Below are 20641 nucleotides of genomic sequence, written 5' to 3' on the forward strand. Positions count from 1 at the left end.
AACTAAAATGCCGGGAAATTATGTTAGGATTAAAATTAGCGACAGACCCTCGTTGGGTAAATATTGTAGAATCGAATATTGAAGAAATATTAACGGATCACGCCTGGTGCGAACAAAAAGCAGCTTCAAATGCCATAAGCTTAGTAACTTATAATTCTGAATTAGAAGAATTAGTTACTGAAATGCTTGTGATTGCGAGAGAAGAATTAGAGCATTTGCAAATGGTACACGATATCATCAAAAAAAGAGGTCTGACTTTGGGCCGCGAAAGAAAAGACCATTATGTAAATGAGCTTTTTAAATTCATGAAAAAAGACGGAAGCCGTAAAGATGCACTTTGCGACCGTTTATTGTTTTCGGCCATGATCGAAGCCAGAAGCTGCGAACGTTTTAAAGTACTGTCTGAAAACATTAAAGACGAAGAATTAGCTAAATTTTACCGCGATTTGATGATTTCTGAAGCCGGTCATTATACCACTTTTTTAGGATTTGCCCGAAAATACACTGACAATATAGATATAGACAAACGTTGGAAAGAATGGATTGAATATGAAGGTTCTATCATTACCAATTATGGTAAAAAAGAAACTGTTCACGGATAAAATTCAATTTAGATCTTATTTATAAATACCACAATTTGTTATGCCTGCAAATAAAACCAAATCTATTTTATTTAAAATAGCAAAATACACCGGAATAACTTTTGTCGTTATTATAGGATTACTGTTTCTGACCCCTATTATTTTTGCTGATAAAATTAAGGAGCAAATTAAAAAAACAGCTAACGAAAAACTGAGCGCAGAATTGAATTATTCTGATGTCTCGGTTTCGTTTTTTCATCACTTTCCTTCATTGACTTTAACTTTAAATGACTTAAGTCTTAACGGATCAGCTCCTTATAAAAACGAAAAATTTATTACTGCAAAAGAGGTTTCGTTTGGAATAAATGTCGCCAGTTTAGTATTTAGCAAGGAAGTAAAAATAGACCAGATTTATCTATCTGATTCCTTTATAAACGTAAAAGTAAATCCAAAAGGAGAAGCGAATTACAATGTTTACAAATCATCAAATACATCAGATCCGAAAGACAGTACAGATGCTGACGCATCGCTAAAACTGGAGAGAATCGAGATATTGAACAGTAAAATAATTTACGACGATCAATCGACCAAAGTTCATTTTGATGCTTTTGGCTTTAATTATTTAGGAAAAGGAGATCTCAACCAGGCTGTTTTTGATTTGTATTCGAAAGCCAAAATCGAGAAATTAAATATTGTTTATGAAGGTGAACCTTATTTAATGAATAAGAAAATCGATGCGGATCTGATTACCAAAGTAAACGTAAACTCTTTGTCTTTCTTTTTTCAACAAAACAACTTAAAAATCAATCAGCTCATGGTCGATTTTAAAGGGAAATTTGACTTTTTGAAAGAGGGTTACAATATGGATTTTGTGATTAAATCTGACAATAGTAAACTGAATGATGTTTTTACTGCTTTCCCTCCAAAATACATTACGTGGCTTTCTAAAACAGAATTAAAAGGAAATACCAACTTACTTTTAACTTTAAAAGGAAATTATATTGCATCGCAAAATATTGCTCCTGATCTTAATCTGGACATAAAAATAGACAGCGGTTTTGTAAATTATAACAAAAGTGCTTTTCCGGTTTCTAACTTAAATTTAGAAGTAAAAACAAAAGTCCCGTCATTAAATCCGGATCTTGCTATTGTAGATGCTAAAAACTTATCCTTAAACATAAATAAAGATTATTTAAAATCTAAATTTTATATCGAAGGGATAAATACACCAAATATCAATGCTGATTTTAAAGCCAGAATCGACCTTGAAAAACTGACTAAAGCACTCGGCATTCCTGATATTGTTTTAAAAGGAAGCTTGGCCGGAGATGTAAAAGCAAATGGAAAATTTGATCAGAAAAACAAACTTTTCCCAGTTACAAATGGTGTTATCGATTTAGAAAACGGGTATTTAAAAACACCATATTACCCAAATCCGATCACAAATATTATAATAAAATCTACAATCAACAATAAGAAAGGAACTTTTGATGATTTGAAAGTAAGCCTAAAACCAACTCAGTTTACCTTTGAAGGAAAACCTGTTTTTGTAGAAGCCGATTTGAGCAATTTTAATGATTTGACTTACGACATTAAAGCCAAAGGAGAACTTGATGTAAATAAAATTTATAAAGTTTTCTCTCAAAAAGGACTTGATTTAGATGGCTTTGTAAAAGCTGACTTAGTTTTGAAAGGCAAACAAAGCGATGCCGAAAAAGGAAATTACAGCAAGCTTCATAACAAAGGAACTCTTGAGCTGAGAAACATTGGCATAACATCAGAATATCTGCCAAAGAAATTCATTATCAAAGAAGGTATTTTTAAAATCAATCAGGATAAAATGTCATTTAATAATTTCCTGGCTGCTTACGGCCAGTCTGATTTTAGGATGAATGGATATTTGCAGAACGTTTTTAATTATGCAACGACAAATACAGGCGTTTTAATAGGTTCTTTCAAAGCTACTTCGCGATACATCAATGTTGATGAATTCATGTCAAGCACTCCAACAAATACTTCTGTAACCCAAACAAAAACTGAAACGCCGGCCCCTAAAACCGAGTCAAAACAAACCGGAGTTATCATAATTCCGACGAATTTGAATTTGAATTTTACTGCTAATGCCCAAAAAGTGAATTTTGACAAATTAAACCTTCAAAATGCAGTTGGAAATTTAAGCATGAACAAAGGCAAATTAAGCATGCAGAATACCGGTTTTAATTTAATTGGCTGTAATGTTGCCATGAATGCCAATTATCAGGCTGTTACACCTCAAAAAGCAAATTTTGATTTTACTATTAAAGCTTCTGATTTTGATATTAAAAAAGCCTATAACGAAATTGAAGTTTTTAGAAAAATGGCCAGCGCAGCTGAAAAAGCACAGGGTATTGTTTCGGTTGATTACCAGCTAAAAGGAAGATTAAACGGGAACATGGATCCTGTGTATCCATCGCTTGTTGGCGGCGGAACACTTTCTGTAAAAGATATAAAAGTGCGAGGTTTGAAAATGTTTAATGCCGTAAGCAAAGCAACAAATTCTGAATCAATGCGAAATCCCGATCTTTCTAAAGTTGACATCAAAACCACGATCAAGAACAATATCATGACCGTAGAACGCTTTAAATTTAAGTTTGCCGGCTTTAGACCAAGAATCGAAGGCACAACAAGTCTAGACGGAAAACTAAACTTAAAAATGCGCTTAGGCTTACCTCCTCTTGGCATATTCGGAATCCCGTTAACTGTTACCGGAACACAGGATAATCCGAAGATAAAACTGGGTAGAAAAACCGAGGATCTGGAAGAAACAAAAGATACTGAGTAATCGAATTTTAATTTCAATTTTTTAAATTCCAAATTCCAATTGTGGATCGTTTCCTTCCAAAAAAATAAAAAAACCTTTGTCAAAGTTTAAAACTTGACAAAGGTTTTTTACTTTTTAGCTACATTTGATAAAGTTATATTCTATTACATTATGGCTGTTCCTGCAAACAAAGAAGAATTGGAAATCGCAATCAAAACCAATTATAATAAGCTAAAAAAAGAATTATCGGGCATTCCTGGTGAATTAACTGCCGTTCATAACTTAGAGGGACACGCAAAAGATACTGTAATGAGCATTAATAATCTTATTTCTTATTTAACAGGCTGGGGAGAATTGGTACTCAAGTGGAACAATAAAAAAGACAACAAAGAAACCGTAGATTTCCCCGAGACAGGCTACAAATGGAATGAACTTGGAAAACTGGCACAAAAGTTTTATAAAGATCATGAAAAAGACGACTTTATAACTTTATGCAATAAACTAGATAATGTAGTAGATAAAATCCTCTCTTTGATTGAACTAAAAACAAACGCTGAATTGTACGAAACTCCCTGGTACGAAAAGTGGACATTAGGCAGAATGATACAGTTTAATACCGCTTCTCCCTACAATAATGCCAGAGGAAGAATCCGAAAATGGAAAAAAGAGAATAATCTTAACTACTAAAAAGTAACGCAGAAACATATAAAAACCCTTTACCTAAAATCCAAAGCAGCACTGCTAAACCCAACAATTTCCAGGCCCATGTTTTTCCTCTTTTCCAGTCAGAGAAAAACGAAATGATTTCCATATATTTTATTATAACGAATAAACTTGTTGCTATTAATGCAAACCAGATAATTTCGTTTAAGTGAATACGAAAACCATATAAAAAAACTGCCGCAAGGAAAAGAACAGCTACAAACTGCAGATAATAATAGTTTTTATAACTGTATCGATAGTTCATTTTTGAAGATAGTATCAGAAATGACAATAACAATAAACTTATCAACGCCGCTATTATATTATAAAAAACAGCATTCCATTGCAATATAAGTATGCCGGTAATAACAACCGCCATAACGGTACAAGCTCCAAGAGAATTTATACTTCTGGGTCTATACTCATTTTTAAAAGGCAGCAACACAGGATATAAATATTTTTCTAACGAACGCCAGAACGGCAATGCATAAAACGCAGCAATTCCCGAAATAACAATTTCATAATTATAAAAAACATCAACAGGAACTTTATACAACACATACACAAGAGCCAACGAAATAATAATCGCCGGAAGACATATCGTTTTTATGGTTTCCCATGGATTTGTTCCCCAAAATTTATTTTCTATTTCAAAAACATACTTTTTAACCCAATATTCTTTAGTAAATAAAGCCGTTGACTGGCTCCACAATAAAAACAAACCTACATGAATAATGACAGTTCTTAACACAAACTCATCAATAAGGCATCCATAAATAATACAAACCACTCCTAGCAGGAACAATTCGTAAGTTAACAAAACCGGCGAAAACAAAAACCTTAATAGAGGCGCAAAACCTCTAATTAATAAATCAATAAGCAAACCCCAATATTTTTTAAACAAGGCAATAAGGGCACAAATAGCTATAAATGCAGATAAATAAAACATCCAATTGGTTAGCAATTGTGTTTTCATCCAAAACTGAACTGCAGAATCTTTGGGCGGAGAATAAACTACCTGAGAATTTGCAAAAATCTGCACCGCTAATTTATCCCTTACAGCATCATCTAATTCCGGAAATTGACTTTTATTTTTCAGCCAAAACTGATCTGTCTTACAACCATTCTTTTTAAGAACCTCAAATTCATATAAAATCTTTTTTTGAGAATCATTTAAAGAAACGATTTCTTCAGAAGAATTAATTTCTCTTGCAAACAGACTTGTACAAAAAAGGAATAAAAGGAAAACTATTTTTTTCAAAATTTAGAGGGATTAGTCTAACCAAAAATACAAAATAATACAGGGAAAAAATTCCAAAATTAAAATTCTAAATTCCAATAATCTACAAACCTGCTTCTGTGTCAATTTCAACTAACTCAAAATCATATCCTACTTTATATAATAAAAAAATGAATTTTACCGTTTTATTAATATATAAGTATACGCCGATAGTCAATTTCAATTTACAGAGAAACAAAAAACCCGTTCGCGAAGGCGAACGGGTTTTTATAATAATTTAATCTAATGATTATGCTTCGAATGGAAGAATAGATACATAAGATTTGTTATCTTTTTTCTTTTGGAACTTAACAACTCCAGCTACTCTTGCGTGTAGTGTGTGATCTTTACTGATGTAAACGTTTTCACCTGGATTATGTTTTGAACCTCTTTGTCTAACGATGATGTTCCCAGCAATAGCAGCTTGTCCACCAAAAATCTTAACGCCTAAACGTTTTGATTCTGATTCTCTACCATTCTTCGAACTACCGACACCTTTCTTGTGAGCCATGACGTATGAGTTTAAATATTGTTATTATTCTTTAGTAGCTTCTTTTTTTGCTTTTGGAGCTGCTGCTTTTTTTGCTTTTGGAGCTGCTTCAACTTCAGTTGCCGGAGCATCTTCTGCTACAACCGCTTTTTTAGCTGCTGCTTTTTTAGTTCCGCCTGCTGCAGTAATACCTTCAATTACAATTTGAGTAAGATATTGTCTGTGACCATTTCTCTTTTTGTAACCTTTTCTTCTTTTCTTTTTGAAAACGATTACTTTATCTCCTTTTAAGTGTTGTAACACTTTAGCTTCTACTGAAGCACCTTCTATAGCTGGGGCGCCTAAAGTTACGCTACCGTTATCGTCTAATAAAAGAACTTTGTCAAATGAAATACTTGAACCTTCTTCGTTAGACAAACGGTTAACATAAACCTTTAAGTCTTTGCTTACTTTAAATTGTTGCCCTGCTATCTCTACGATTGCATACATACCAAATTGATTTATTGATTTTTAAGGTTGCAAATATACAATTAATAATTTACTGTGCAATCTCTTATTCTAAAAATATTTATTTCATTTTAAAGTCTGTTTTTCAAGGTGTTTCACAGCTAAAAAAGAAACATTTAGCCGTATAATACTGTTAAAGTATCACCAAAACCAACCCTAACCCTTCATTAATAATTAAAAAAAGTTAATTTTGATGTAACGATAATCAACTCTTGGCTACCTACATATCTAGGTAAATAAAAATTATTAATCTTTATGAAAAAATCAATAATGATGTTAAGTGCAGCACTAATGCTCGGCGGAGTGGCTCATGCTCAAAAGGTAGCTTTTGAAGAATATAATTTAGATAACGGCATGCATGTTATTTTACACAACGATCCGTCAGCTCCCGTTGTAATTACCTCGGTAATGTACCACGTAGGATCAAAAGACGAGCGCCCGGACCGAACTGGTTTTGCGCATTTCTTTGAGCATTTATTATTTGAAGGAACTCAAAATATAAAACGTGGTGAATGGATGAAAATCGTCACTGCAAATGGCGGAGTAAACAATGCTAACACTTCTGACGACAGAACCTATTATTACGAAGTTTTCCCATCAAACAGTTTAGAACTTGGTTTATGGATGGAATCTGAAAGATTGATGCACCCGATAATTAACAAGATTGGTGTTGAAACCCAAAACGAGGTTGTAAAAGAAGAAAAGAGAATGCGTTATGACAATCAGCCGTACGGCAATATACTTCCGGAGGTTAAGAAAAACATGTTCAAAAATCATCCATATCGCTGGACCACTATTGGCTCAATGAAAGATCTTGATGCAGCAACGCTGGAAGAATTTCAGGCTTTTAATAAAAAATTCTATACGCCAAATAATGCTGTTTTAGTGGTTGCCGGTGATTTTGACAAAACAAAAACCAAAGAATGGATTCAGAAATATTTTGCTCCAATCCCAAGAGGTGAAGAAGTAAAAAAACAAACTTTTGTCGAAGAACCAATCAATCAGACTATAAAAGCAACTTACGAAGATCCGAATATTCAGATTCCGATGATTGTTGCTTCTTACAGAACGCCATCAATGAAAACAAGAGATGCAAGAGTTCTGGATTTAATATCTTCTTATTTAAGTGACGGAAAAAGTTCAAAACTGTATAAAAAAATAGTTGATGATAAAAAAATGGCGCTTCAAATTGGTGCCGTGGGTTTTAGCCAGGAAGATTACGGAACGTACATATTATACGGTTTGCCAATGGCTCCAAATACCACCGCCGATATCTTAAAAGAAATAGACGAGGAAATTGTAAAAATTCAAACCGACCTGATTTCTGAAAAAGACTATGAAAAATTACAGAATAAATTCGATAATAATTTTGTGAACGCCAATGCAAGCGTAGAAGGAATTGCAGAAAACCTGGCTTCTTACTACTTACTTTACGGAGATGTAAATTTAATCAATACTGAAATTGATATTTACCACTCTATTACGAGAGAAGAAATTAGAGAAGTGGCTAAAAAATACTTAAACCCTAACCAGCGTTTAATTTTAGACTACGTTCCTTCAACTAAAGTTCAAAACTAAGCTTATCGAATCATGAAAAAAATACATACATTTTTAATCCTTTTATTCCTGACTGGAATTATGCAAGCACAAGATCGTCCACAACCAAAACCAGGCCCTTCGCCAGTAGTCAACATCAAAAAACCACAAACTTTTGTTTTGGCAAACGGCATGAAAGTTTTGGTGGTTGAAAACCATAAACTACCAAGAGTAAGCTTTAACTTAACCCTAGACAACGCTCCTTTTACCGAAGGAAACAAGAAAGGTGTTGATGAACTAACCAGCAGCTTAATTGGCAACGGAACTAAAAAAACAACCAAAGAAGCTTTTAACGAAGAAATTGATTTTTACGGAGCAAGCATTAACTTTTCATCAACTGGTGCTTATGCCAGCTCTCTTTCTAAATATTCAGGACGTGTTCTGGAACTTTTGGCAGAAGGTGCTTTACAACCCAATTTTACTCCAACTGAATTCGATAAAGAAAAAGCAAAATTAATCGAAGGGCTTAAAGCCGATGAAAAAAGCGTTCCTGCAATTGCAAGTCGTGTTGTTGATGTTTTGGCTTTTGGAAAAAACCATCCTTCAGGAGAATATCTTTCAGAAGAAACAGTTAAAAATGTCACACTTGAAGATGTTCAGAAAAATTACGCAACCTATTTTGTTCCTGAAAACGCCTATTTAGTAGTGATTGGTGACGTTAAATTTAAAGAAACAAAAGCGGCAGTAGAGAAACTTTTTGGCGGATGGAAAAAACAAATTGCTCCAAAAAGCACTTATCCTAATCCTGAGAATGTTTCTCAACTTCAAATTGATTTTGTAGATGTTCCAAATGCGGTACAATCTGAAATTTCATTGGTAAATACCGTGAATTTAAAAATGAGCGATCCTGATTTTTTCCCGGCTGTAATTGCCAATCAAATTTTGGGAGGAGATTTCAACAGCTACTTAAATATGAACTTACGTGAACAACACGCCTGGACTTACGGAGCAAGTTCAAGCATTGGAAGCGGGAAATATGTAACTAAATTTAAAGCTTCCTCTGCTGTTAGAAATACAGTTACAGACAGCGCTGTTGTTCAGTTTATAAAAGAAATTAAAAGAATCAGAACCGAAAGAGTTCCTCAGGAAGTTTTAAGAAATGTAAAAGCAGGATATATTGGCCGATTTGTAATGCAGGTTGAAAAACCGCAAACTGTTGCCCGTTATGCTTTGAATATTGAAACAGAAAAACTACCGGCTGATTTCTACGAAAAATACATTCAAACCATAAACAATGTTACTGCCGACGATATTTATCGCGTTGCCAACAAATATTTCTTATTAGACAATATGCGAATTGTAATTGCAGGAAAAGGTTCTGATGTAATTACTGGTTTAGAAAAACTTCAAATTCCGATTTTTTATTTTGATAAATACGGAAATTCTATAGAAAAACCTGTAACTAAAAAAGAAGCCCCAGCCGGAATTACTGCGAAAACTGTTTTCGAAAATTACCTTAAAGCTATTGGTGGCGAAAAAGCAGTTTCTGCTGTAAAAACACTTTCAATGACAGGAACCACAACCGTTCCTCAGGCTCCCGGACCTTTAACTTTTACTTCTAAATTAGATTCGAAAGGAAAAATGATGGTTTCGCTTGCCATGGGAACTATGAATTTAATGAAGCAGGTTGTAAACGAAAAAGGGGCTTATATCGAACAACAAGGCCAACGCAAAAATCTTGAAGGCGCAGATCTTGCCGATATGAAGGCAAATGCAGCTCCTTTTGAAGAATTACAATTACAAAAAAGAACCGATTTAAAAGTAGACAGAATAGAACCTATAAACGGAAGCGATGCTTATGCAATAGCAGACGGCAAAACAACGTATTTCTACGATGTAAAATCAGGCTTGAAAGTAGCAGAATCTAAAGTTCGCGAACAAGGTGGAAAATCATCTGCTCAAATCACCAATTTTAATGATTATAAAGAAGTAAAAGGCATCAAAGTTCCTTTTAACTTAGTTCAGAATGTAGGTTTTGAATTGGATATTAAAATGTCTGAGATTAAGATTAATGAAGGAGTTTCTGAGAAAGATTTCCTTTAAAGGTTCTGAGGTACTAAGTTGCTAAGGTTCTAAGATTTTTAGAGGCTTTGTCAAAGTTTAAAAACTTTTGACAAAGCTTTTTTTATGCGCACTATTTTTAGTCATTGCTTTGTCAGGCTGAGCGGAGTCGAAGCCCACGTTCCAATCGACACGCTCTTCGACTTCGCTCAGAGCGACATCCGGAAAAACTACAAAACTTCTTATTTCTTAGCTGATAAATAAACTCCAATTAAAATAATAAATGCTCCAAAAAACTGAATTGGCGTTAGCATTTCATTATCTAACAATCCCCAAAAGAAAGCTACTATCGGGATTAAGTAAGTTACTGATGTTGCAAAGACCGGAGAAGACATTTGTATTAATTTAAAAAATACAACATTTGCAATTCCGGTTCCTAAAACTCCCAGAATCATTACAAAAAGAATAGAATGCTGGGTAACATCAAAACTTATTCTTTGCGTAATATCTGTAAAGCTTAAAATAATCAGAGCCGGTAAAAGCAAAACCGCAAAGTTTCCGGTTGTAATACTTACCGAATTCAGATCTGATAAATATTTCTTGATTAGATTGACATTGATAGCATAACAAAGCGTTGCAATCACAACCAAAATCACATAGTAATAATCTTGTCCCGGATGCGCGGATGCGCCACTTAGGACCAAAAGTAAGCAACCTACCAAACCAACAAAAACACCCAAAACTTGTTGTTTTTGAAATTGAATCCCGAAAATGATTATTCCCAGAACCAAAGTATTTAAAGGTGTAAGCGAATTTAAAATAGCAACAATCGAACTATCGACCTGAGTTTCGGCAATTGCAAAAAGAAAAGCCGGAGTAAAGGTTCCGAAAACAGAGGTTATGGCAACAAATTTCCATTGGCGGCGTGAAATTTTCTTTAGACTATTAAAGCCAAAAAGCAACAGAAACAAAGCTGCGAAAATAATTCGGAATGAACCTACCTGAATCGCTGTTAAACCAACGAGACCTCTTTTTATTAAAATAAAAGAACTTCCCCAAATAAGCGAAAGAACAAATAAATAAGCCCACTTTAATTGCTTTGCATCCATAAATATCATTTTGGTGCAAATTTGTAATAAATTTATGAACTGACCTCCTCCTTTTTATTAATTTTGCAAGGAATACAACTTATCAATTTAAAAATCATATATAATGAAATTTACAAAGATCATAGCCGCTTTCGCCATCGCGAGTTTAGTATTAGTAAGCTGCAAAAAAGAAGAAGATAAAAACCTGGCCAATATAAAATCCGAAAATACACCCATAAAAGAACACAAAGCAATTGCTGCTGAAAATGTACAAACGGCAAGTTTTGAAATCGAAGGAATGACTTGTGCTATGGGATGTGCCAAAACAATCGAAAAAGAACTATCCAATCTTGACGGCGTTGAAAAAGCTACAGTAGATTTCGATAAAAAAACAGCTACTGTTGTATTCGACAAAACAGTTCAAAACCAAGAGAATCTGACTAAAACGGTTCAGGCAACCGGAGATGGGAAAACTTATAAAGTTTCGAATATAAAGTCGTAGTCCGAAAAAAGATTAACAACAAATATATTTAAACAGTAGTAAACTCAGGCTTACTACTGTTTTTTTTGTGAATGATTTTCAAAAATCTATTTTAGCTTATATCAATATTTAAACAAAAACAATGGAACTTAAATTTAGCCACATCGATATTCTGGTAAAAGATCTTCAGGAAGCCTGCGACTATTACGCAAAAATCCTTGGAGCAGAAATCTCTAAAAAATTCATCTGGCAAAGAGACGAACTTCATGTGACCTATGCCGTTGTGAGAATGAGACAAGAACGTTTTATGCTTGTTCAGCCATTTTCCGGAAATTTAAAAAAATTACTAGATACAAAAGGCGAAGGAACTATTTACCGTCACTGCTACTCTACTCCTGATATTGAAGTTGCTTTTGACGAATTAGTAGCTTCGGGCGTTCAGCCAGAGGATGAAAATGGAAATACTTTGTCAAAAGAAAGCCTTAATTCCCCGAGTGGAGTTAGAATTATTTGGCTTCCAAAACGTTTTGGAGAATTCTCGATTGAGATATTAGAAGAAGCAGGACTTCAGGATTTTATTACCGACGCTTTTTCGGTTTCTTAAAATAAGAATTAGAGGATTCAATCCTTTATCAAACATAAAAAAGGGCGTTTATAAATTAAACGCCCTTTTTTTTATATCTTCTTTTTTATTTCCACTTCAAAGTTTCCATTAATCTTTGCATATCATTTTTGATATAACTCGCCGCCGGCATAATCGAATCAAAATTAGGCTTAGCATAAAAATAAACTGATCCTGTTATAAAATGCTTTGTACTGTCTGTTACGTAAAATTGCGAGTTTGTAGCTGCATTTCCATCCACCTGATAAAACATTCCGTAAACCTTTTTTTGAGGGTTTAAATAGGGCTGTTCTAATATATCATCGGCTTTAATTACATGCTCGTAAGTAAGTTTTTGAGCATCTTTAAGCAATTTTTCGATATTACCATTTACAGGTTTATAGGTTAGGTAAATTGTTGCTTTCATTTTAGGATAGGCAATCGCGAATCCGCAATCTTTTTCACCTTTAATCACAGCCGCTTCATTCATTTCAAAAGCAAAGGGACAATTGTTTTCAAAACTAACATATTTTGCTTCCGGATAATCTAATCGAAGAAAACCTGATGGCTTAGGCACCACATCATCTTTACAACTTAAAACAGTCAATGCCAGTAAAATTGTTGCTATTGAAATTGTTTTTTTTAACATTTAATCTATTGTTACTTTTATTTGTTTAACACGCTTTTTATCGACTGTTTCTATTGTAAAGACACAATTTTCAAAAGCTACTTTTTGATCTTTTTTAGGGAAGTTGCCTAAAATTTCTAAAATAAATCCCGCTAACGTTTCTGCTTCACCTTTATGAGATTCAAAAATATCTTCAGTAACATTGACGATTCTATAAAAATCTTTCATATTGATTTTTCCTTCAAAAAGAAAATTCTTTTCATCGATTTGAGAGAAATTCAAATTTTCATCGTCAAACTCATCACTTATATCACCTACTATTTCTTCGATAACATCTTCCAGAGACACTAATCCTGATGTTCCGCCGTATTCATCAACCACAATAGCCAAATGGCTTTTAAGGCTTTGAAAATCCTTTAATAAATTGTCGAGTTTTTTATTCTCAGGAACAAAAAATGCTTCTCTTACCAAAGAAGTCCAGTCGAATTCATCATTATCAATATGCGGTAATAAATCTTTAACAAACAAAACCCCTTCAATCTGATCGATGTTATCGCGATAAACAGGAATTCTTGAAAATCCTTTTTCGATTATTTTAGGACAAATTGCCGAAAATGATTCTGATATTTCTAATGCAAAAATATCAATCCTCGGACTCATTACCTGTTTTGTATCTGTATTCCCAAAAGAAACTATGCCTTCAAGGATTTTTTGTTCTTCGCTTGACGTTCCTTCAGAATCTGTAAGTTCTAAGGCTTGAGAAAGCTGATTTATCGAAAAACTATTTTTTTGTTTCCCTAATTTGTTATGCAAATATAGTGTAACACTACGCATAGGCAAACTTATTGGCGATAGTAATGTATCTAAAATTGCGATTGGATATGCAACGCGTTTTGCAAATTTTATATTGTTTCGGCTGGCATAAACTTTAGGCAAAACTTCTCCAAACAACAAAATAAGAAAAGTAACCAGAATGATTTCAAGTATAAACTTAAAGACCGGAGAACTTACATTAGCAAAAATATTTTGTCCAATAAAAGAGAATAAAATAACAACTCCAATATTAAAAAAATTATTGGCTACTAATAAGGTGGCTAAAAGTTTTTTGGGTTTATCTAAAAGATTGGAAATAATTTTTCCTCTCGGATTATTTTCCTGCAATGTTTCGTTAATGTCTTTTTGAGATAAAGAAAAAAGCGCCACTTCGGCACCTGAAACAATTGCCGAAAGAAACAGCAAAATAAATATTCCGACAAAACCAATTATTAAATTGATGTCTAATGTAGAATTAAAAAATAAACTGGGCTCCGGGTCCAAATTAAAAAAGATTAGTTAAACAATCAAAAAGGTAAGTCATTTATAGGCAAACCTTCATTCGTGGCATCAAAGTTAGTGTTTTTTGCTGGTTCTGATTCCTGATGCGGTTTATGATTTCCGGTTTCTTTTTTAGTAGTCAAAAAAGTAAACTCAGTCACCTGAATCTCCGTAGTATATTTTGTAGTACCATCCTCTGCTTGCCACTGACGTGATTTTATACGCCCCTCTATATAGATCTTATCTCCTTTAGAAAGGTATTTTTCGCAAATTTCGGCAGCTTTATTGCGCACAACCAGATTATGCCATTCCGTTGAAGTTATCTTTTCATTGGTCGTTTTATTGATATAAACCTCGTTTGTAGCTAATTGAAAACGACCTATACAGTTTCCGCCATCAAAATAATGCATTTTTACATCATCGCCTAAATGGCCAATTAGCATCACTTTATTTAATGTTCCATTCATAATTTTACAGTGGTATTTATCCCAAAGATACATTTTTTTTAGCAATTTATTTCTTGCTTTTCTATAAAATTATATATCACTATAGGAAAAGGAAAAGTTTTTAATTCACTGGCATTCAATCCATTTTCGATTATTTCCGCAATTTTAACTTTCCAAAACTGAATATGAAGATGTTGATGCGAAAGTTTATGAACAATTGTAGTTTCACTACATTCTTCTACACTTAATATAGTATAAGAAGGAAAAATATCATTTCTGACCGCTTTTGAAACAACATCAAAATCCACAATTTCAGTAGTTTCCACAAGAGGAAACTCGTATAAATTATGCCAGATTCCTTTGTCCGTTCTTTTTTGAATTAGGGTATTACCTAAAACATCTTCTAAAATTAAATAATTAAAGAAGCGATTGGTCACTTTAAGTTTTTTTGATTTTACCGGCAAAACCGATACTTTCTTTTTTTGAAGTGCTGCACAACTTTCATTAAAAACACATATGGAACAATCGGGACTTTTAGGTACACATTGCAAAGCGCCAAACTCCATAATTGCCTGATTAAAAATTGCAGGGTTATCTTTTGGCATTAATTCATAGGCGAGTTCTGTAAATTCTTTTTTTGTTGCAGGAAGAGAAATATCCGATTCAACATCAAAATAACGAGAGAGTACACGAAACACATTACCATCAACAACAGGAACGGCTTCATTATACGAAAAAGAAGCAATTGCCGCTGCTGTATATTCTCCAACTCCTTTCAATTGTAGTAAATCTTTAAAGTTAGCAGGAAAAACTCCATTAAGCTCATTTGCGACATATTGAGACGTTTTATGCAGATTTCTGGCGCGAGAATAGTACCCTAATCCCTGCCAAAGTTTCAAAACCTGCTCTTCTGAGGCATTTGCCAAATCAAATACAGTAGGAAATTCCTGCGTAAACGCAAAAAAATACGGCGTTCCTTGCGCAACTCTAGTCTGTTGCAACATAATTTCTGAGAGCCAAATATGGTAAGGATCGGCTGTTTTTCGCCATGGCAAATCACGTTTGTTTTGTAAATACCATTTTATCAATATGTTAGAAAAATTCATTGCAAAATACTTAGAATACAAAAGTAAATGTTTATGTAATTAAAATTTAACGAATTAGCTTGATTAATTATTTTTTTAATTCCTATATTTGCAAACTCAAAAAAATAGTACACCATTTATAAAATAAAATAGGAAAGAAAATGACGAAAGCAGATATCGTAGCGAAAATTTCAGAGAAACTAGGTCTTGAAAAAGGAGATGTTCAAGCAACAGTAGAAACTTTTATGGAAGAAGTTAAAACTTCATTAGAAACTGGAGACAATGTTTACCTAAGAGGTTTTGGAAGTTTTATCGTAAAAACCAGAGCTGAAAAAACAGGTAGAAACATTTCTAAAAACACCACTATCAAAATTCCAGCACACAACATTCCTGCGTTTAAACCTGCAAAAGTTTTTGTAGAAGGAGTAAAAACAAATAACGAAGCAAAATAATACTATTAATTAATCATAAAATCGACACGATATGCCAAGTGGTAAAAAAAGAAAGAGACATAAGGTAGCTACGCACAAAAGAAAAAAAAGAGCGAGAGCTAACCGTCACAAAAAGAAAAAGTAGTTTTAAACTACTTTTTTCTTTTTAAACGTTCATTGAAATTGGAATTTAGTCTCAGTGACCAGTCACAGTCTGCAGCGTAAAAACTGCCAACTGATACTGAAAACTGCTAACTAAAATCCCCCGGGTTCAATACCTGTTAAAAAATATTGTTTAATCCATCTGTAGATAAGATTTTAGACTTTAGACTTAAGATTTTAGATTTTTTTGAATCTATACTCTTCTCTCTTTTTTCTATTTTCTGAAAAAACAGATAAAAATTTACAGTGTGAATAAAGAATTAATCATTAGATCTAGTTCTGAAGCCGTAGATTTTGCCTTATTAAAAGATGGAAAACTAATTGAATTACACAAGGAAGAAGAGAAAAGCAACTTTCAGGTTGGTGATATTTTTATTGCCAAAATACGAAAACCAGTTGCCGGACTTAATGCTGCTTTTGTAAATGTGGGCTTCGAAAAAGATGCCTTTTTACATTATCACGATTTAGGACCTAACTTAGCTTCCCAACTGAAATTCATAAAACTTGTAAGCGCAGGTAAAATAAAAGATTTCTCCCTAAAAACCTTTCAGTTTGAAAAAGAGATTGACAAAGATGGCATCATTACTGATATTTTAAGTGCCAATCAATCTGTTTTAGTTCAAGTTGTTAAAGAACCTATATCGACCAAAGGTCCAAGGATAAGCGCTGAGCTTTCATTGGCAGGAAGATTTATCGTTCTCGTTCCGTTTTCTGACCGTGTTTCTATTTCTCAAAAAATAGAGGACAAAAAGGAAAAGGATCGTCTAAAAAAACTTGTTCTATCGATCAAACCTAAAGGATTTGGTGTTATTGTTCGCACAGTAGCCGAAGGCAAAAACGTAGCCGAATTAGAAAAAGATTTGCAGAACCTGCTTGGCAGATGGACTGCAATGTGTAAAAAATTACCAACTGCTCATCATCCATCAAAAGTATTAGGAGAGCTTAACAGAGCTTCTTCGATATTAAGAGATGTATTTAATGATACCTTTAGCGGTATTCAGATAGATGACGAAGAGTTGTTCCACCAAACGAAGGAATATCTGCAAGAAATTGCACCTTCAAAACAATCGATTGTAAAGTTTTATCAATCAAACGACACTCCAATTTTCGAGAAATACAATATAGAGAGACAAATCAAAACTTCATTTGGACGTACCGTTTCCATGAGTAAAGGCGCCTATCTTATTATCGAACACACTGAAGCTCTTCACGTTATAGACGTAAATAGTGGAAACCGTTCGAATAAGGCGACTAACCAGGAAGATACTGCCATGGAAGTAAATATGATTGCTGCCGCTGAAATTGCCAGACAACTTCGTTTGCGTGATATGGGCGGAATAATCGTAATTGATTTTATCGATATGTCTAATCCTGAAAACAGGAAAGTCCTGTTCGACTTCTTGCGAGAAGAAATGAGCGACGATAAAGCAAAACATAAAATCTTACCGCCTAGTAAATTTGGTTTGGTCCAAATTACCAGACAACGCGTAAGACCTGAAGTAAATATTAAAACCAGAGAAGAAGATCCAAACAATGAGCATGGCGAAATTGAAGCGCCAATTTTAATCATTGATAAAATCGCACTGGATTTAGACAGACTTTTAAAAACCCACAAGGGTGTTGTACTTAATGTACATCCGTTTGTGGCTGCATACCTCAGTAAAGGTTTTCCATCATTACGTTCAAAATGGTTTTTTGAACATAAGAAATGGGTGAAAATCATACCTCGTGACGCTTACACGTACTTAGAATACCATTTCTATGATAAAAAAGGAAATGCTATTTCAGAATAAAATAAAACCGCCTCTCGAAAGATTGGCGGTTTTTTTATGGCTTTTTTTGCGTTTTTTTTTCGCCACGAATTCACGAATTTAATGTTATAATAATTCGTGAATTGCTTCGCCAATTCGCTATCGCTCGGGTCGTGGCGATTTTTTAATGCAATTTCGTCCCATGCTTGGAATTTCTAAATTGGAATTTTTAAAATTTTATTCCCTCACAATTTCAATTTTTCTTCTAATTTCATTCCCAAAAGCATCCACAACCGTAATATAATGTATTCCTGTCGTTGGAGAAATAGGCAATTCATGAAACGTTTTTGTTGTGGCTTTATAAACATCATCAACATACCAAAACAATTCTTTGTCTCTTTCAGAATAAGCAACTTTTAAAATTACAGGTTGCACTTCGCTATTAAAATTCTTCGTTAAATAAATTTTGCTGTTTGCTTTGGGATAAATAAAATCCATAGTTGTTGTTTGAGTTCCCTGACAATCTTCTTTAAAAGGCGGCAAGGGCAAATACTCAATATGCTGGCTTTTATAATACCAAGCCATTACAGGTGGCAAAACAAACCAATTTTTGGTAACTATATTATCAATACTTTCGCAACTACTATTGACCTGAAATTTTTCGGTTTTATCTAAATGAATCTTTTTATGATAAGGACAAACCGCTGTAGATTTTCCTTTTTTAGGAACCCATTGTTTAATTTTAGGACATTCTTCTTTAGCCAAATAACCGCTTAAGCGACAAACCTCAACTTCATCAAGATCTTTATAAGGCGTTTGAAACCATCTTTGTCTCGGTAACAAATTGAATACATCAAATAAAATGGGAGCGGCACTTGTAACTCCCGTTAGAGTTGGTCTTCCCTCGCCCGTTGCATTTCCGACCCAAATTCCCACTACATATTTAGAGTTTGTACCAATTGCCCAGGCATCGCGATTTCCAAAACTGGTTCCGGTTTTCCAGGCAATTTTCAACGAGCTGTCATAAAACTTCCAGGCTTCATCTCCTTCCGGTCGGTTTACTTCTTCCATTGCATTATACATCAGCCAAATCGATCCCGCGCCTAATATATTTTTCTGATCTGTTTCTGATCCAAAATCAGGTTCAAAATCGTTTCTGTAATTGAGTTCCGTGAATTCTTTAGTTCGGTATTTTGCATTATTTTTAGTGTAATGATTCACCGTAGAAGATAGATTAGCATACGTTCGGCATAAATCCCATAGATTACTTTCGGCACCACCCAAAATAAGCGATAATCCGTAATGGTCCGGCGTTTTATTAATATCCCTTAATTTAAATTTCTGTAATTCTTCATAAAATTTATTCACACCAAAATCCTGAAGCATCAAAACTGCCGGAATATTCAAAGACCTTGACAAAGCACGATGTGCAGGGACGGCTCCATCAAAAGTTAAATTAAAATTTTGCGGAGTATACCCTGAAATTTGCGTCGGAATATCGGCTACCAAAGTATTCGGTAATAATTCGCCATCATCCAGCATTGCAGCATATAAAAGAGGCTTAAGAATACTGCCCGTACTTCTTGGCGCATCAATAATATCAACATCTTTCTGGTGATCCCGATCTGTTGGAGCATTACCTACATAACTCATCACATTTCGATTCGAAACATCAATTACCAAAATCGCCAGATTATTAACTTCATTTTGCTTGTATTGATTGTAATAATATCGCGCAATTTGATTGACTCTATTCTGCAAAGCATAATCAATTGTTGTTTTTACGCGTGTTCCTTCATCTTCTTTCGATACTCGTTGCAATAAATGCGGTGCAATTTGAGGCAAATCATATGGTTTTTGAGGCAATGGTTCTTCTATCGCAAGTTCATACGTTTGTTTATCAATTACTCCTTCCTGATGTAGCTTTAGTAAAAGTCGATTACGTTTATTCAACAACTTTATCTGATTTTTACCCGGATAAATCAAACTCGGCGCATTAGGCAAAACAGCCAGAACCGCACTTTCCGCCCATGACAATTGATTGGATTGTACCCCGAAATAACGCCATGAAGCCATTTCAAGTCCCACTACATTTCCTCCAAAAGGCGCATGTGCAGCATACAATTCGAGAATTTCATTCTTAGAATATCCTAATTCTAATCGCGTTGCCTTGATAATTTCGATAAACTTTTCGAAATACGTTCTTCCTTTTCCTTTTCGGGATAAACGAATAACTTGTTGGGTTAATGTACTTCCTCCTCTTACGACTTTCCCTGCTTTTCTATTTTGTTTGATCGCATTTACCATCGCAATCGGATTAAATCCTGGATGTTGATAAAAGTATTCGTCTTCAAAATAAACAATACATTTCTTGAATTTATCTGGAACGCTATCCTGAGCAGGAAAACGCCATTGTCCGTCACGAGCAATTTTAGCACCTAATAATTCTCCTTCTTTACTTTCAATTACCGTAGAATAAGGTTCCTGAAATAAAGTTCGGGGTATGGAGAAATAATAAATCAGCAAGAGCAGAAACGCAATTGCTGATTTTATTTTATTCTTTTTTATCCAGTTTATAATGCGTTGTAGAAACGCTATTAATTTATTTTTCAAGATTTTTAAATTTTGGCCCACGGATTTTACGGATTAAACGGGTTTTCACAGATCAATTTTAAATAAAATTCTTAATCCAAAACTA

18 protein-coding genes are annotated in these 20641 nt (G+C 34.0%); 9 read left to right on the forward strand and 9 right to left on the reverse strand.

What is annotated here, in order from left to right; all coding sequences use genetic code 11:
* Window positions 1-20 precede the first annotated feature (20 nt).
* The 3 genes from FLP_RS03270 (at window position 21) to FLP_RS03280 (ending at window position 4068) form a co-directional block, all read left to right on the forward strand.
* Complete coding sequence (locus FLP_RS03270) at window positions 21-602, forward strand: MiaE family protein (protein WP_065448101.1); 582 nt, start codon at window positions 21-23, stop codon at window positions 600-602.
* 40 nt (window positions 603-642) lie between these two features.
* Window positions 643-3402, forward strand: coding sequence for an AsmA-like C-terminal region-containing protein (locus FLP_RS03275; protein ID WP_065448102.1), 2760 nt, complete (start codon window positions 643-645; stop codon window positions 3400-3402).
* Between the two features lie 93 nt (window positions 3403-3495).
* On the forward strand, window positions 3496-4068 hold the full coding sequence (locus FLP_RS03280) for a ClbS/DfsB family four-helix bundle protein (RefSeq protein WP_280513359.1): 573 nt from the start codon (window positions 3496-3498) through the stop codon (window positions 4066-4068).
* On the opposite strand, the gene FLP_RS03285 is transcribed toward FLP_RS03280, so the two are convergent.
* From FLP_RS03285 to rplU, 3 genes are all read right to left on the reverse strand, one after another.
* Window positions 4058-5344 carry a hypothetical protein gene (locus FLP_RS03285; RefSeq protein WP_243397520.1) on the reverse strand — a complete coding sequence of 429 codons (1287 nt, stop codon included), beginning with the start codon at window positions 5342-5344 and terminating at the stop codon, window positions 4058-4060. The genes FLP_RS03280 and FLP_RS03285 overlap by 11 nt on opposite strands.
* A 268-nt stretch (window positions 5345-5612) precedes the next feature.
* Window positions 5613-5873: a 50S ribosomal protein L27 gene (gene rpmA / locus FLP_RS03290; RefSeq protein WP_017497241.1), complete on the reverse strand. Its 261-nt coding sequence runs from the start codon at window positions 5871-5873 to the stop codon at window positions 5613-5615.
* A 24-nt stretch (window positions 5874-5897) separates the two neighbouring features.
* Window positions 5898-6341, reverse strand: a complete 444-nt coding sequence (gene rplU, locus FLP_RS03295; protein ID WP_065448104.1) for a 50S ribosomal protein L21 — start codon at window positions 6339-6341, stop codon at window positions 5898-5900.
* Between the two features lie 273 nt (window positions 6342-6614).
* Here rplU and FLP_RS03300 point away from each other — a divergent pair, with 273 nt between their 5' ends.
* Together FLP_RS03300 and FLP_RS03305 are read left to right on the forward strand one after the other, a co-directional pair.
* On the forward strand, window positions 6615-7937 hold the full coding sequence (locus tag FLP_RS03300; protein WP_065448105.1) for a M16 family metallopeptidase: 1323 nt from the start codon (window positions 6615-6617) through the stop codon (window positions 7935-7937).
* 12 nt (window positions 7938-7949) lie between these two features.
* The gene (locus FLP_RS03305) at window positions 7950-9998 is read left to right on the forward strand and encodes a M16 family metallopeptidase (protein WP_065448106.1); all 2049 of its coding nucleotides are present in this window, start codon (window positions 7950-7952) and stop codon (window positions 9996-9998) included.
* A 200-nt stretch (window positions 9999-10198) separates the two neighbouring features.
* On the opposite strand, the gene FLP_RS03310 is transcribed toward FLP_RS03305, so the two are convergent.
* Entirely contained in the window at window positions 10199-11065 is an 867-nt protein-coding gene (locus tag FLP_RS03310; protein ID WP_065448107.1) for a DMT family transporter, read from the reverse strand.
* Between the two features lie 103 nt (window positions 11066-11168).
* Here FLP_RS03310 and FLP_RS03315 point away from each other — a divergent pair, with 103 nt between their 5' ends.
* Window positions 11169-11546: a heavy-metal-associated domain-containing protein gene (locus tag FLP_RS03315; RefSeq protein ID WP_065448108.1), complete on the forward strand. Its 378-nt coding sequence runs from the start codon at window positions 11169-11171 to the stop codon at window positions 11544-11546.
* Window positions 11547-11667: 121 nt separating this feature from the next.
* On the forward strand, window positions 11668-12129 hold the full coding sequence (locus tag FLP_RS03320; RefSeq protein ID WP_065448109.1) for a VOC family protein: 462 nt from the start codon (window positions 11668-11670) through the stop codon (window positions 12127-12129).
* Window positions 12130-12214: 85 nt separating this feature from the next.
* Here the strand turns inward: FLP_RS03320 and gldD are convergent, their stop codons facing one another.
* Genes gldD through mutY form a run of 4 tightly spaced genes read right to left on the reverse strand, consistent with a single transcriptional unit; the run spans window position 12215 to window position 15620 of the window.
* Window positions 12215-12775, reverse strand: a complete 561-nt coding sequence (gene gldD / locus FLP_RS03325) for a gliding motility lipoprotein GldD (protein WP_065448110.1) — start codon at window positions 12773-12775, stop codon at window positions 12215-12217.
* Complete coding sequence (locus tag FLP_RS03330) at window positions 12776-14071, reverse strand: gliding motility-associated protein GldE (protein WP_065448111.1); 1296 nt, start codon at window positions 14069-14071, stop codon at window positions 12776-12778.
* Window positions 14072-14094: 23 nt separating this feature from the next.
* Window positions 14095-14535, reverse strand: a complete 441-nt coding sequence (locus FLP_RS03335; RefSeq protein WP_065448112.1) for a single-stranded DNA-binding protein — start codon at window positions 14533-14535, stop codon at window positions 14095-14097.
* A gap of 38 nt (window positions 14536-14573) precedes the next feature.
* Window positions 14574-15620, reverse strand: coding sequence for an A/G-specific adenine glycosylase (gene mutY, locus FLP_RS03340; protein WP_065448113.1), 1047 nt, complete (start codon window positions 15618-15620; stop codon window positions 14574-14576).
* A gap of 140 nt (window positions 15621-15760) precedes the next feature.
* Here mutY and FLP_RS03345 point away from each other — a divergent pair, with 140 nt between their 5' ends.
* Window positions 15761-16051, forward strand: a complete 291-nt coding sequence (locus FLP_RS03345; RefSeq protein WP_007805026.1) for an HU family DNA-binding protein — start codon at window positions 15761-15763, stop codon at window positions 16049-16051.
* Window positions 16052-16440: 389 nt separating this feature from the next.
* Entirely contained in the window at window positions 16441-17985 is a 1545-nt protein-coding gene (locus FLP_RS03350; protein WP_065448114.1) for an Rne/Rng family ribonuclease, read from the forward strand.
* Between the two features lie 195 nt (window positions 17986-18180).
* On the opposite strand, the gene pbpC is transcribed toward FLP_RS03350, so the two are convergent.
* Complete coding sequence (pbpC, locus tag FLP_RS03355; protein ID WP_065448138.1) at window positions 18181-20556, reverse strand: penicillin-binding protein 1C; 2376 nt, start codon at window positions 20554-20556, stop codon at window positions 18181-18183.
* Window positions 20557-20641: the final 85 nt, after the last annotated feature.

This window comes from Flavobacterium piscis (genome assembly GCF_001686925.1).
GTDB classification, from domain to species: domain Bacteria; phylum Bacteroidota; class Bacteroidia; order Flavobacteriales; family Flavobacteriaceae; genus Flavobacterium; species Flavobacterium piscis.

Bases quoted from the DNA above. Each gene is read 5' to 3' on its own strand.
- rplU (WP_065448104.1), bottom strand. From the start codon at position 6,341: ATGTATGCAATCGTAGAGATAGCAGGGCAACAATTTAAAGTAAGCAAA.
- FLP_RS03300 (WP_065448105.1), top strand. From the start codon at position 6,615: ATGAAAAAATCAATAATGATGTTAAGTGCAGCACTAATGCTCGGCGGA.
- mutY (WP_065448113.1), bottom strand. From the start codon at position 15,620: ATGAATTTTTCTAACATATTGATAAAATGGTATTTACAAAACAAACGT.
- rpmA (WP_017497241.1), bottom strand. From the start codon at position 5,873: ATGGCTCACAAGAAAGGTGTCGGTAGTTCGAAGAATGGTAGAGAATCA.
- FLP_RS03310 (WP_065448107.1), bottom strand. From the start codon at position 11,065: ATGGATGCAAAGCAATTAAAGTGGGCTTATTTATTTGTTCTTTCGCTT.
- FLP_RS03315 (WP_065448108.1), top strand. From the start codon at position 11,169: ATGAAATTTACAAAGATCATAGCCGCTTTCGCCATCGCGAGTTTAGTA.
- gldD (WP_065448110.1), bottom strand. From the start codon at position 12,775: ATGTTAAAAAAAACAATTTCAATAGCAACAATTTTACTGGCATTGACT.
- FLP_RS03335 (WP_065448112.1), bottom strand. From the start codon at position 14,535: ATGAATGGAACATTAAATAAAGTGATGCTAATTGGCCATTTAGGCGAT.
- FLP_RS03345 (WP_007805026.1), top strand. From the start codon at position 15,761: ATGACGAAAGCAGATATCGTAGCGAAAATTTCAGAGAAACTAGGTCTT.
- FLP_RS03305 (WP_065448106.1), top strand. From the start codon at position 7,950: ATGAAAAAAATACATACATTTTTAATCCTTTTATTCCTGACTGGAATT.
- FLP_RS03270 (WP_065448101.1), top strand. From the start codon at position 21: ATGTTAGGATTAAAATTAGCGACAGACCCTCGTTGGGTAAATATTGTA.
- FLP_RS03275 (WP_065448102.1), top strand. From the start codon at position 643: ATGCCTGCAAATAAAACCAAATCTATTTTATTTAAAATAGCAAAATAC.
- FLP_RS03320 (WP_065448109.1), top strand. From the start codon at position 11,668: ATGGAACTTAAATTTAGCCACATCGATATTCTGGTAAAAGATCTTCAG.